The organism is Trinickia diaoshuihuensis, from assembly GCF_003390925.1.
Classification (GTDB): Bacteria; Pseudomonadota; Gammaproteobacteria; order Burkholderiales; family Burkholderiaceae; genus Trinickia; species Trinickia diaoshuihuensis.
Genome location: NZ_QUBS01000090.1, coordinates 1 through 12605, shown reverse-complemented (window position 1 = coordinate 12605; position 12605 = coordinate 1). Strand labels below are relative to the sequence as shown.

Sequence of the window (12605 nt, the reverse complement as noted above, 5' to 3'; positions counted from 1 at the left end):
GCGATCAATTTAATTCGGTGTCCTGAACGATAAATTGGTGCACATAAATACGGCTCGATCACACAACAAGAGCCCCCGAGGGTCGTTCAAAAATATGCTTTATACGGGGATCGTGTCTGTGCAGGCAGCGTACTTCAGCGCGTTTAATTTTCTTGTCGTCGTCGCGTGCGTCATCATCTTGGCATCGTCGCTCGACGATCTCTTCATCGACGTTTATTACTGGATCCGCGCGGCGTACCGTGCTCTCGTTATCCGGCGGCGCTACCCGAGGCTTACGGCGCAGACCTTGCGCAGTGAAGAGCAGCGCTGGTTTGCCATCATGGTGCCCGCATGGGGAGTGATAGGGGCGTCCTGCACGCATTCGATACTGATTGGTCTGTTTGAAATGGGGATGAAGGGGCGGCGGTGATAACGCAGCATCCTTGTGCTATTGTTCTTCGCTGAATAAATAAAAATTCGCATCGATATGAGAATTGATCGAAATTTTCCGTAATTATTGCATTTCTGTTGATATTTTTAAATTGTGAAGAATGCGAAAGATTACGCTCATCGAATGATAGGCGGGCTATCGATTCGAGCTGCGGACGTATTCGAATTTGGCGATGACCTGAATGTGAACATGGAGCATCACTCTCATGGCTACTCTTGATGAACAGATCGCACGCGCACTGGAGGAAAGTCGAAAAAGTGGGGAGCTTGAAGGCGCAAAAAGTTGGGCGAAGCCCCAGGTAGAGGATCGAGGATTTAGCGAGACGCCCGATGAATTCCGCATGCCGTTCAAGATCTTGAAGGATGCGGGATTCGTTCCGCCGGAAGTCGAAATGTTGAGGGAGATCGCTACCCTGATGGAAGAACTGAACGCGATGTCACCCGCCCACCCTCAATACGAGGAGAAGAGAGCCCGCCTCGCCGACCTGCGAGTCAAGACCTCGGTGCGCCTGGAAGCGATGCGAGGAAGCGGGCGGATTTGAGGGAAACCGCATCGACATGCTCACACTCAAGCACTCTCCCGCACCACGAGTTCGAACCCGAGATCGATCATCGGCGCACTGACCGTCTCGCCTCGCATAATCGACAGTAAAAGCTCGGCGGCCGTGCGTCCCATCTGCGCGCGCGGCGTACGCACGGTGGTGAGCCTCGGCACGCAGTCCGCTGACCCGGCCAAATCGTTGAAGCCGACGATGGCGACGTCTTCCGGCACACGAATGTTCATCCGGCGTGCCTCGAAGAGCGCACCCTGCGCGAGGTCGTCGTTACCAAAGAAGATCCCCTCCACATCGGGGCGCCGCGCGGTGAGTTGCCGCAAAAGCTCGCACCCAAGCCCGATCGACGAAGGCGCCGGCGTCAGTATCTCCAGTTCGGGATCATGCAATCCCGCGCGCTGCAATGCGCGGCGAAAACCCTCGCCCCGCTGCAACATCCGCGGGTCCAACTGAGCCGCAACGAACGCATTGCGGCGGCACCCGCGCGCAACGAGATGACGCGCCACCGCCTCACCCGCATCCTCTTGAGAAAAGCCCACGCAATAGACGTTATCGGCGCGAGTGAGCTCCATCATATAAACGCACGGCACCCCGCTAGCATCGATCAGGCGCCGGGCGGCCTCGCTGCGGTCGAACCCGGTCACGATCATCCCCATGGGCGGCGACGCAAGGTAATGACGCACCAGCGCTTCTTCCTCGTCGCGCAGGTAGTGCGAGTTGCCGATCAAGATTTCAATACCATGCGGCCGTAGCACGGTATGAATTGCCTCGACGACGTCGGTGAACACATTGTTCGTCAGCGACGGCACGAGCACGGCCACGGTGTCGCTCTGCGCCCTTGCCAGCGCGCGCGCCGCGGCGTTCGCCACGTAGTTCAATTCCCGCGCCGCCTCCTGCACCCGATCGGCATACTCCGCACCGACAGAGCTGAGGCCGCGCAGCGCGCGCGAGGCCGTGATCGTGCTCACGCCAGCTAGGCGCGCCACTTCCTCGAGGGTGGGGCGGCCGGTGCCACGGGTTTTCCTGGGTGTCGGGGGCGTCATGATTCGTTTAGGATAGCGCTGTCTCAATCGTCGCACAAACGTTCGTTATTGTATGCGAGCGGGTGACGAATCAGAGCGAGAGGCGAGCTCAGGCCGCCTTTCTTTAGGTCATACGAGATAGCGCTATCTCAAGACAAGGAAACCGAAATCGATGGACCAGACTGTATCGGCTATCGTCGTCATGGGCGTCGCGGGATGCGGCAAATCGAGCGTCGCACACGCCGTGGCGGCGCGTCTCGGCGCGCGCTTCGTCGAAGGCGACGCCTTTCATCCGGCCGCCAACGTCGAGAAGATGCGGCGCGGAATCGGCCTCGTCGACGCCGACCGTTGGAATTGGCTGGATCGCCTCGCAGCGGAGCTGAGACACGCGTGCGAGCGGGGCGAACGCGTCGTGCTCGCTTGCTCGGCGCTCAAGCGTCGCTACCGTGAGCGCTTGCGGCTCGGCAGCGCGTCGGCCGGCTTTGTCTTTCTGAATCTGCCTCCCGAGGAAGCGGCCAAACGGGTCGGGGCGCGCCCTAACCACTTCATGCCGAATTCCCTCGTGGCAAGTCAGTTCGCCGATCTCGAGGCGCCCGTCGACGAAGCGCTCACGCTTACCGTCGATGCATTGCAGCCGCTCGATACGATCGTCGATCAAGCGCTCGACTGGCATCGCCGTACCGTCTTGCGCAGCGGACATCGTTCGATTTCCAAAGATAGCGCTATCTTCAATAATGCTGCGATGCAGCGCTAGGTCAATAGCGGGGCGTATCGAGGCCGTACTCGCCGGGCGAGCCGCGCTCCACAGTTTCATGAAGCCAATCCGACAAAATTCGAGGAGACGATGATGGCATCGACGACTACGCAGAAAGTCGCAAAGCGGCGCTGGGTGATGGGCGTGTTGTTGGGCGTGGGTGTGCTCATCAACTATTTCGACCGCATCAACTTGTCCGTCGCGGCGCCGCAATTAAAAGCGGCGTTCAATCTCTCACCGGCCGAAATGGGCTTGCTGTTCAGCGCATTTTTCTGGCCCTACGCGTTGTTGCAAGTACCGGCGGGCATCGTCCTCGATCGCCTCGGCGTGACGCGCCTCGGCCGTTGGGGCTCTTTCCTGTGGGCCATCGCATCGGCCGTGACGGCGCTCTCGAGCGGTTTCGCCGGCATCTTCGCCGCGCGCGCGATGCTCGGGATCGCGGAGGCGCCGGGCTTTCCGGTCAGCGCCAAAGCGACGGGCTACTGGTTCCCGCGTAAGGAACGCGCGCTGGCCACGGCGATATTCGACGCCGCGGCGAAGTTCTCGAACGTAATCGGCGTGCCGCTCGTCGCGGTCGTGGTGGTGAGCTTGGGCTGGCGCTGGGGCTTCGCGGTGACCGCGTTCATGAGCTTCGCCTATTTCGTTGCGTTCTTCGTGATCTACCGCGACCCGAGCCAGGATTCGAAACTGTCCCCGGCCGAGCGGCGCTATATCGTCGAAGGCGGCGCAACGCCCGAAGGCGCGCCGAGCGCAAGCGTGTTTTCGATGCTTGGCTATCTCTTGAAGAAATCGAAGGTGTGGGGACTCACGATCGGCTTCGCCGCCTATGGGTACTCGTTCTATCTGTTCCTGACCTGGCTGCCCGGCTATCTCGTTCAGACGATGCATATGAGCATCCTCAAATCCGCCGGCTTCGCGGCCATTCCCTGGGCGGTGGCGACGGTCTCGGATCTCGTCGTCGGCGGCTGGCTCATCGATCATCTGATCGCGCGCGGCCGTGACGAGACGCGCGTGCGCAAGGCCGTGCTCGTATGCGGGATGGTGCTGGGCCTCGCGGTGTTCGGGGCCACGCTGACCACGAACCCCACGTGGGCCATCGTCTGGATCTCGGTTGCGCTCGGCGGCCTCGCCGCCGCGGCACCCGTGGGCTGGTCGCTGCCTTCGCTGATTGCGCCCAAGGGCGGGGTAGGGACGATCGGCGGCATCATGAACTTCGCGAACAACTTGATGGGCGTGGCGGCGCCGGTCGTGACGGGGTTCATCGTCGGCGCCACGAACTCGTTCACCAACGCGTTCCTGATCGCGGGCGTCATCCTCGTGGTGGGTATCGTCTCGTTCGTGTTCGTGATGGGCCGCATCGAGCCGATCGCCGAACCCGACGAGCCCGTGAGCCGCGGCAAACCCTCGCTGGCCTGACGTTCCCGCCGGGCGGGTGCTCCCCACCCGGCGTCATTTCTTCCCCGCAATCGCCTGCCGCTCGCCAAACCGCGAGCGGTATCGGCGAACACGATAAATTAATTAGTCGTCCTAATAATTAAGGAGATACGATGAAAAAGACAACGATAGCCACGGCGGCCTTCGCCGCATTGGCGTCCCAACTCGCCTGCGCGCAGGGTAGCGTGACGCTGTATGGGGTGGTCGATAACGGGCTGGCTTATCAGAACAACGGGACGACGCTCGGGTCGCCGGCAGCGGGCCATTCGCTCGTGAAGATGTCGACGGGCGTATGGCTCGGCGATCGGTTCGGGCTTAAAGGATCGGAGAATCTCGGCGGCGGGTCGAAGGCGATCTTCACGCTCGAATCGGGTTTCTCGGCGGCGAACGGCGCCTCGCAATACACGAACGGCCTCTTCACGCGGCAGGCGTGGGTGGGCATCACGAACGACACGTACGGCACGCTCACGGCGGGCCGGCAATATACGGCCTATTACACGCTGCTCGCGCCTTATAGTCCCACGACTTGGCTCACGGGCTACTTCGGCGCGCACCCCGGCGACATCGATTCGCTCGATACGCTCTATCGCGCGAACAATTCGCTCGTCTATATGTCGCCCTCGCTGCATGGGTTCACGTTCGGCGGTTCCTACTCATTCGGCGGCGAGCCCGGCAGCGTGAACGCGGGCTCGACCTGGAGCGCGGGCGTGCAATATCAGCAGGGCGCCTTCGGCATCGCGGCGGCATTTCAACGCATCAACAATTCGACGTCCGGCGGCGGCGCGTGGGGCGCGGACTCGACGACGTCGAACGGTGGGGCGCAAACGGCGGTATCGGCCATCAACAACGGATACGTGACGGCGCAGGCCCAGCAGCGCGTGGCAATCACGGCGGGGTATAAATTCTCGTCCGCATGGGATGTGAGCGCATCGTACTCGAACGTGCAATACGTTCCGGGCGTGAACTCGACGTTCCGCGATACGGCGATTTTCAATACGGTGGGCGCTGTGCTTCACTTCAAGCCGGCTGCGGCTTGGGACTTCGGCGCGGGCTATGCGTACACGCGTGCGACGAAGGCTAACGGCGTGACGAAGGGTGCCCAGTATCAACAGTTCACCCTAACCCAGTACTACTCGTTGTCCAAACGCACGGGCCTGTATGCGGCGCAGGCGTATCAGCATGCGAGCGGGCAGACGATGAACAAGGGCGCGATCGTCGATGCAACCGCGACGATCGGCGATGGCTTCAGCGGCAATCCGTCTTCCACGCGTAATCAGATCGGCGTCGGCGTGGGGATCGTGCATCGGTTCTGATCCGCCGCGACGTGCTGTTTCGCGCGACGCTTATTAGGCGTCGCGCGAACATCGGGCGGCTTTATGCTTTACTGGTCGCGCGAAATTTGATTGCCGTCGATGCGCACACGCTCACCCGGCCGCAGGTCGCCGGGCGTCTGCATATCGAACGAGCGCATCGTGCCGTCGCTCAACTGAATGTCGACGCGATAGCCCGAAGGCTGCCCCATCTGTTGCCCGAGCTGGTTGCCGGCCACCGCACCGCCGAGAACGCCGAGCACCGTGGCGGCATCGCGTCCATGTCCCCGGCCGATTTGATTGCCGAGTACTCCGCCCACCAACGCGCCCACGAGCGAGCCGGCCACGCCCGAGGGGCTCGTTGCTCCGCCGATCGGACGAATCGCCGCTACCGTGCCGTATTGCACGCCGTAATTGCCGGGCTGGACATAGGCAGGCTGGGGTGGCGGCGTATAGGCGGGTTGCGCGTAGCTCGGTTCGGCATAGCTCGGCTGAGCGTAAGCGGGTTGCGCATACTGCGGCTGCGCACCGTACATGCCGTACGGCCCCGGCGCAACGCATCCTGTCAACGAAAGCGCGGAGGCCGCGAAAAGAGCGACGAGCAAAGCGGACTGGATCAGCGTGGGCCGTTTCATTGAGTTTCTCGGTATCGATTGAGCGCTTGCAAGGCGCAAACGAATCAGTTGCGGACCGGAGTATAGGGAAAGCCCAATCGACTGTACGCGCCGGCGCGGTAACAGAGTGTAAAGTCTGTTGCGACGGCGTTGGCTGACCCATGAGCAACTCATTATTTGAGGCGCACGGCGGATGCAACCACTGCGATTTCAAGTCATTTCATACACTGCAACTCGCGTCTGAGGATCTTGCCGACTGTCGATTTCGGCAGCGCGTCGACAAAACGTATCGTCTTCGGAGTCTTATAGGCGGCCAACACGCGCCGGCAGTGTTCGATCAACGCCGCTTCACTCACGTCGGCCTGCGCGCGTTTCACGACGAAGAGTTCGACGGCTTCGCCCGTCTTGGAATCGGGAACGCCGATGCATGCGCACTCGGCTACACCGGCGAACTCGGCGGCGACCGCTTCCACTTCGTTCGGATAGACGTTGAAGCCCGAGACGATGATCATGTCTTTCTTCCGATCGACGATCTTGAGGAACCCGCGTCCATCGAATACACCGATATCGCCGGTTCGGAAATAGCCGTCCGGCGTGAACGCCGTGGCGTTCGCTTCCGGCGCGTTCCAGTACCCCCCCGTTACCTGCGGGCCTTTCACGCACACCTCGCCGCATTCGCCGATACCCACTTCGTTGCCGGCGTCGTCGAGCAGTTTCACATCCGTGGAGGGCACGGGCATCCCCGTCGTCGCCGTGAATTCGGCAATGAACTGAGGATTGAACGAAATGACCGGCGAGGTCTCCGATAAACCGTATCCCTCGCGGATGAACTTGCCGGTGGCCGCGCGCCAGCGCTCCGATACGACGTTCATTACCGCCGCGCCGCCGCCTGCCGATAGCTTCAGGCGCGACCAGTCCGTCGTGCTCATGCGCGGATGCGAGGTGAGCGCGGCATACAACGTGTTGACGCCCGTGAGGACGGTCGGGCGCGCGGCTTCCAGTACGTCGAAGAGTTGCTCGGCGTTGCGCGGGTTTGCCACGAGCCAGTTTTCCGCGCCGATCGAGAAGTAGGTGAGGAAATTCACCGCCAACGCAAAGATGTGATACAGCGGGATCGCGGTCACGACCACCTCGGATCCCGGGTCGAGCGCGCCGCTCATGAATGCTTTGAATTGCTCGATATTGGCGAGTACATTGCGATGCGATAACGCCGCGCCTTTAGAGACACCGGTCGTGCCGCCCGTGTATTGCAACAGCAACAAGTCGTTGCTGCTCACGTACACGGGGTCGCATTGAAACGACTCGCCACGCGCGATCGCCGTCGAAAGGCTCACTGCGTCGCGTAGGATTGCGCGGTCCTGGTCGCTCGGTATCGGCCCGATTCCGCCGCAATCGCCTTGGCTAACGGTCACGACCGTCTTTACTTGCGTAGTGTCGATGACGGCCGCGAGCGTCTTGGCGGCCGACGCGGTGCAAACGACGATCGATTCCACTCCGGCGTCATTGAGTTGATGCTCGAGTTCGCGCGCCGTATAGAGCGGGTTCACGTTGACGACGATACCGCCGATCCTCCAAATTGCAATCGTGGCGATCGGAAACGCCAATAGGTTCGGCAGCATGACGGCTACGCGATCGCCCGCTTTTACCCCGGCGGTTTGTTGCAAGAACGCGGCGAAGGCATACGACAATCGATCGACGTCTTCGTAGGTCAAGGTCGTGCCGAATGCATGGAACGCGGGCTTGGCGGCAAATTGCCGCATGGCGTTGCCTAAGAGCGCGTTCATGGACGGATGACGATCCGCATCGATCTCAAAGGGAATCGACCCGTACGATCGGGTCCAGTGTCTCCTGCTCAATGTCGCTCCTTATCGTTTATCTACATCGCGCGACGACTATCGCTCGCCCGGGGCCCAATGCAAATGATCGATGTGGCCAAAACGATGATCGGAACGGACACCCGAGCCGTCGTCAGGATTGCGCCCTATGGCTCGTCCGCGTCTAAAGGCGCACAATGCGGCCGGTCAAAATACGCATTTCTTCGGACATGGAACATGCCCTCGCGACTGCCACTGTCGCCACGCATGAAGCATCGGACGCGCCGCGCCGCGAGCGGCTATCCCGGCATACCCAGGGCATTGCGTTTCGTGAACCGCGTTTCTCGCCTTCCAAACTGGCCGCGCTCGTCGAGGTAGGCGTCGAGCTGGGGTTGGACGCGCATGCTTTGCTGCGCGGCACGGGACTGACGCCCGAGTCGGTCGCCGATCCTTTTACATTGACTTCGTCGATGCAGTTTCTCGAGGCCGCGCGCAACGCGGTGCGGCTTTATGCCCATCCCGATCTCGGCGTACGCGTGGGCCGCCGAATACATGTCACCGGGTACGGGATGTACGGGTATGCGTTGCTGTGCTCGGAAACATTGCGGCGCGCGTTCGATACCGCGGTCAAATATCATCAATTGGCCAATCCGATGCTCGATATCCGTTGGGTGGAGCGGGACGACGCATTGATATGGATATTCCCCGAGCGGGTGGAGATTCCTTTGCCCGGCCTCGATGTGCCGCTCTACGATTTCTTGATCGATCTGCAATTCACGGTGCACGTGACGCTGACCAAGGACATCATGGGCGGTTGGTGCGTGCCCGCTAGAGCGAGTTTCATGCGCGCGCAGCCGCCGCATGCCGCCGCGCTGGCCGAAGCGTTGGAGTGCCCGCTGGCCTTCGAGCAGCCGCACAATCTATTGAGCTATCCCGCGTCGTGGTTGTCGCGCTCGCCGCGGCTCGCCAACCCCATCACGGCGGCGCAGGTCTCGAAGCAGTGCGCGCAACAGCTCGAACAGTTGCGCTGGCAGGCCGGCATTACGCGGCGTGTTTATCAAGAGTTGACGCGCACGCCAGGCAAGTTTCCCGATATCGACGAGATCGCCGAATGCCTGTGCATGACCTCGCGCACGCTGCGTCGCAAGCTCGAGGCCGAGGGCACCTCGTATAGCGAGCTCTTCACGAGCGTGCGAAAGGCGCTGGCCATCGACTACTTGACGACGACTTCGCTCGGCATTGAGGACATTGCGCAGACGCTCGGATTCAGCGATGCGGTCGGATTTCGGCACGCATTCAAACGATGGACCGGAACGACGCCGAGCGAGGTACGGCGCAACGGGCCCCTCGCGCTCGCGAATGGGGCCGGCGCCGTCTGACGATGCGATGTGCCAGCGTGCGCCGCGACGGGACACGGGGCCGCGGGAAGGGCCTTGTCATGGCGATGCATGACCGACCATCGGCACGATCGATGCGATCAACAATGCCGCCATCGTCCAATTGAACGCGCGCAGCATTGCCGGGCCTGAAAGGAATCGTCGGACGCCGAGACCGAACGCCGCCCATACCGTAATGCTCGGCAAATTCACGATCGCGAACGCCACGGCCAAGAAAACGGCGTTCAGCAGCAAGTTGTCGTTGAGCCGGAAGGCGGTCGCGCCGGTGACCGCCATCATCCATGCCTTCGGATTGACCCATTGAAACGCCGCCGCTTGGAGGAAGGTGAAGGGCCGTTCGTTATCGGCGCTGATCGCCACCCCGCCGGATCTTGCGATCTTCCATGCGAGATAAAGCAAATAAGCCGCGCTGAGCGCCTCCATGACGGAATACAAACTGGGAAATCGGGTAAAGACTTGGCCGAGTCCCAATGCGATCGCGATCAGCATGACCACGCACCCGCAGGTAATCCCAAGCATATGGGGCATCGTGCGCCGAAGGCCGAAATTGACGCCCGAGGCGAGCAACATCGTGTTGTTGGGGCCGGGGGTAATCGACATCACCAAGGCGAAGGACATCGCGGCGGAAAGGGCGGCAAAGGGCAAAGTGGTCAGCATCGCTCGTAGGTCCAACTCATGAATAGTCGAGACAGTCTACGTGCACTGAACGTAACGGTACCGGTACAGTTAGATGGTTAATTAGCGGTACGGATCCGGCTGCGGCTACTCGAGCAAAGCACGCAGGCCCGCTGCGGCCGTCTTGGCCACTTTCAGGAGCCGCGCCTGCGGCATTCCTTCCCGGGCGCAGCCCGACAAACCCGACAGCACTGCCGATACGTAGTCAGTGACTGCCTCGGCGCGGCGAGGATGCGACTTCGCGACGAATGAGCGAACTTGCGCGCGGCGCCTTTGCGCCACCGCGCGGGCGAGCGCCGCGCTTTCGCTCTCCGAAGGCCCGCGCGCCGCTTCGAGCACGAGGCAGCCCGTGCGCTGGGGATCGTGCGCATAGGTTCGCGCAGCGCGTTCGAGCAAGTCCGAGAGCGCTTCCACGGGCGGCCTCCCGGGCAGCAGGATGCCCGTCAGCGCCGACTCGGTCGCCGCGTAGCGCTCCAGCACACGCTCGAAGAATGCCGCTTTACTGCCGAACGCCGCATAGAAACTCGGCGGCGTGATGCCAAGCTCGGCCGTCAGCACGCTGAGCCCGACGGCGTCGTAACCGGCCGCATGGAACAGGCGTTGACCGACCGCCAGCGCGGTCTCGGGATCGAAACTGCGCGGGCGTCCGCGCCCCGGTTTCGGGATGCTCTCTAATGTAGTAGTCACTATAAAAAACCCTTGCGGCGTCGTTCCGCGAAATATATAGTGATCACTAATTTAATTCAAGCCGGGCTAACGCAACGAGAGAAAGGGGAAGCGAAATGGAAGTCGGCTTTATCGGTCTGGGATCGATGGGTAAGGCAATGGCGCGCAACCTGGCCGCCGCCGGTCACCGGGTCAAGGCTTGGAACCGCTCGGGCGGCGCGGTTGAAGGTGTCGCGATGGTCGATACGCCGGCCGCGGCGTTCGAAAGCGATGCGGTGATCACGATGCTCTCCGACGACGCGGCGATTCGCTCGGTCATACTCGCGCCCGGCCTCTTGGGCGCAGTCCGGCCGGGCGTGGTTCATGTCGTGGCGTCCACGATTTCGGTCGCGTTCGCGCACGAACTCGTGTCGGCGCACGAGAAGGCAGGTATCGGCTTCGTTGCCGCGCCGGTACTCGGGCGGCCCGACGTTGCGGCGAGGGGAGAACTGAACGTCCTCGCGGGCGGCGACCCGGCAGCCGTCGAAAAGGTTCGCCCGCTCCTTGAAGTCGTCGGCGGCCGAATCTGGGACATGGGCACTCGGGCACCGGCCGCCTACGCCGCGAAGATCGCGTGCAACATGATGATCACGATGGCGATCGAAGCGATGGCCGAGGCCGTGGTGCTGACCGAAGCGAATGGACTCGGCCGCGATCGCTTCTTCGATCTGATCCTCGGTACGTTGTTCGGCAGCCGGTCGTATCAAGTTTATTCGGCGAACATCGCGAGCGGAAATTATGAGCCCGGGTTCAAGGCGGTACTGGGGCTGAAGGATCTGCGGCTCGCATCGGAAGCCGCCGTCGAGGCGGGCCGCGCCTTGCCGATGCTCGCGGCGGTACATGGGCGAATGGCCGAAGCGGTCGAAGCGGGATGGGGGGATCGGGATTGGTCGGTCATGGCCAAGATGACTATTGGCGCGGCCGAGTCCGCACCGCGTTAAGACAAGCGTTCGCCGTCGCGCGCCTCGAGGTAGCGTTCGCCCGCTTGTTCAGGGGCGAGTCCCTCGTGCGATATCGAATGGTCGAGCCGCGTGATCGCGCCGTTGCCGGGAGCGAGCGCGCGCAGGGCGGCGAGCGCTGCCGCCGGCAATGTCTCGGTTGTCGATTGGCGCAGCACGAGCGTGGCGGCGTCGGTGCCGCGCAGCAGACCGCGCGGCTCGCGCAGTTCGCGAATCGCGTGTTGCGCATGTAGATATTGCGGCTGCCACAAGGGCACGACGCACCAACGGCGTTCGCGCACGGCATCTTCAAATGCCGCGACGCATTGTTCGAGCGTCCCGTTCTCGAATCGGTAACCGTATTGCCCGAGGTCGTACGCCGCGAAAATCTCTCGCGAAAAGCGTGAGATCCCGGCGCCGGGACCGATACCCTGAATCAGTTTGGTCATGCGGGCGGCAACGTCGGGCTGCCTAAGATCCGCGACGCACGTGACGGCATCGGCCGGCACGTAATCGGGAACACCCCACAGCGCATAGGGCGTATAGAGCACGCAAAGCTGATCGAATTGGTCTGCGATCGGATCGAAATACACGCTGTGACTGCCGGGCAGCCATGCCGAGCAGAGCATGTCGGCTTCGCCGCTTGCCAATAGCTCGAAGGCGGCCTCATGCGGGCGGCGAATCTCTTGAACGGCGACGCCGTGGCGCGCGAGGACCGCACGCACGATGCCGGCCGCGGCGTGATGAAAGGATAGGTCGATCGTGGCGAGTTTGACGACGGGGGCGATGGCGGGCATGGCGCGAGTACCGGCAAGAAGGGCGGAAGAGGAATAGAACGCGCCTATCTTGCAGCGGCTCCTCTAAGGGAAACAGGAGCTAAAGTCGAATGTGGTGTACGGGGGAGTTGAGGCGGGAAGTTGAAGGCGGTGGAGGTTTCAGCTGAGAATCTGATTGTCGAA

13 protein-coding genes are annotated in these 12605 nt (G+C 62.0%); 7 read left to right on the top strand and 6 right to left on the bottom strand.

What is annotated here, in order from left to right:
- The first annotated feature begins 94 nt into the window (after positions 1–94).
- Positions 95–409: a hypothetical protein gene (locus DXT59_RS28380; RefSeq protein ID WP_240324721.1), complete on the top strand. Its 315-nt coding sequence runs from the start codon at positions 95–97 to the stop codon at positions 407–409.
- A gap of 226 nt (positions 410–635) precedes the next feature.
- Positions 636–971 carry a DnaJ family domain-containing protein gene (locus DXT59_RS28375; protein ID WP_116141612.1) on the top strand — a complete coding sequence of 112 codons (336 nt, stop codon included), beginning with the start codon at positions 636–638 and terminating at the stop codon, positions 969–971.
- A 26-nt stretch (positions 972–997) separates the two neighbouring features.
- Here the strand turns inward: DXT59_RS28375 and gntR are convergent, their stop codons facing one another.
- Positions 998–2026: an HTH-type transcriptional regulator GntR gene (gene gntR, locus DXT59_RS28370; protein WP_116141611.1), complete on the bottom strand. Its 1029-nt coding sequence runs from the start codon at positions 2024–2026 to the stop codon at positions 998–1000.
- A 151-nt stretch (positions 2027–2177) separates the two neighbouring features.
- Between gntR and DXT59_RS28365 the strand changes: the two genes are divergently transcribed.
- The 3 genes from DXT59_RS28365 to DXT59_RS28355 all read left to right on the top strand — a co-directional run bounded on the left by DXT59_RS28365 (position 2178) and on the right by DXT59_RS28355 (position 5506).
- Positions 2178–2759: a gluconokinase gene (locus DXT59_RS28365; protein ID WP_116141610.1), complete on the top strand. Its 582-nt coding sequence runs from the start codon at positions 2178–2180 to the stop codon at positions 2757–2759.
- A 93-nt stretch (positions 2760–2852) separates the two neighbouring features.
- Positions 2853–4175 carry an MFS transporter gene (locus tag DXT59_RS28360; RefSeq protein WP_116142216.1) on the top strand — a complete coding sequence of 441 codons (1323 nt, stop codon included), beginning with the start codon at positions 2853–2855 and terminating at the stop codon, positions 4173–4175.
- Positions 4176–4306: 131 nt separating this feature from the next.
- Complete coding sequence (locus DXT59_RS28355) at positions 4307–5506, top strand: porin (protein WP_116141609.1); 1200 nt, start codon at positions 4307–4309, stop codon at positions 5504–5506.
- A 68-nt stretch (positions 5507–5574) separates the two neighbouring features.
- On the opposite strand, the gene DXT59_RS28350 is transcribed toward DXT59_RS28355, so the two are convergent.
- Complete coding sequence (locus tag DXT59_RS28350; protein ID WP_116141608.1) at positions 5575–6138, bottom strand: outer membrane lipoprotein; 564 nt, start codon at positions 6136–6138, stop codon at positions 5575–5577.
- Between the two features lie 194 nt (positions 6139–6332).
- Positions 6333–7973 carry an AMP-binding protein gene (locus tag DXT59_RS28345; RefSeq protein ID WP_116141607.1) on the bottom strand — a complete coding sequence of 547 codons (1641 nt, stop codon included), beginning with the start codon at positions 7971–7973 and terminating at the stop codon, positions 6333–6335.
- Between the two features lie 188 nt (positions 7974–8161).
- Between DXT59_RS28345 and DXT59_RS28340 the strand changes: the two genes are divergently transcribed.
- Positions 8162–9310 (top strand): AraC family transcriptional regulator, encoded by a 1149-nt coding sequence (locus DXT59_RS28340; protein WP_116141605.1) that lies wholly within the window; start codon positions 8162–8164, stop codon positions 9308–9310.
- A gap of 57 nt (positions 9311–9367) precedes the next feature.
- Here DXT59_RS28340 and DXT59_RS28335 read toward each other — a convergent pair whose 3' ends face one another.
- Both DXT59_RS28335 and DXT59_RS28330 read right to left on the bottom strand, forming a co-directional pair.
- Positions 9368–9982 carry a LysE family translocator gene (locus DXT59_RS28335; protein WP_420823441.1) on the bottom strand — a complete coding sequence of 205 codons (615 nt, stop codon included), beginning with the start codon at positions 9980–9982 and terminating at the stop codon, positions 9368–9370.
- A gap of 108 nt (positions 9983–10090) precedes the next feature.
- Positions 10091–10690 carry a TetR/AcrR family transcriptional regulator gene (locus DXT59_RS28330; RefSeq protein ID WP_240324720.1) on the bottom strand — a complete coding sequence of 200 codons (600 nt, stop codon included), beginning with the start codon at positions 10688–10690 and terminating at the stop codon, positions 10091–10093.
- 95 nt (positions 10691–10785) lie between these two features.
- On the opposite strand from DXT59_RS28330, the gene DXT59_RS28325 reads away from it, so the two are divergent.
- Positions 10786–11649: an NAD(P)-dependent oxidoreductase gene (locus tag DXT59_RS28325; protein WP_116141601.1), complete on the top strand. Its 864-nt coding sequence runs from the start codon at positions 10786–10788 to the stop codon at positions 11647–11649.
- Here DXT59_RS28325 and DXT59_RS28320 read toward each other — a convergent pair.
- On the bottom strand, positions 11646–12443 hold the full coding sequence (locus tag DXT59_RS28320) for a glycine betaine ABC transporter substrate-binding protein (RefSeq protein ID WP_116141599.1): 798 nt from the start codon (positions 12441–12443) through the stop codon (positions 11646–11648). The genes DXT59_RS28325 and DXT59_RS28320 overlap by 4 nt on opposite strands.
- Positions 12444–12605 lie beyond the last annotated feature (162 nt).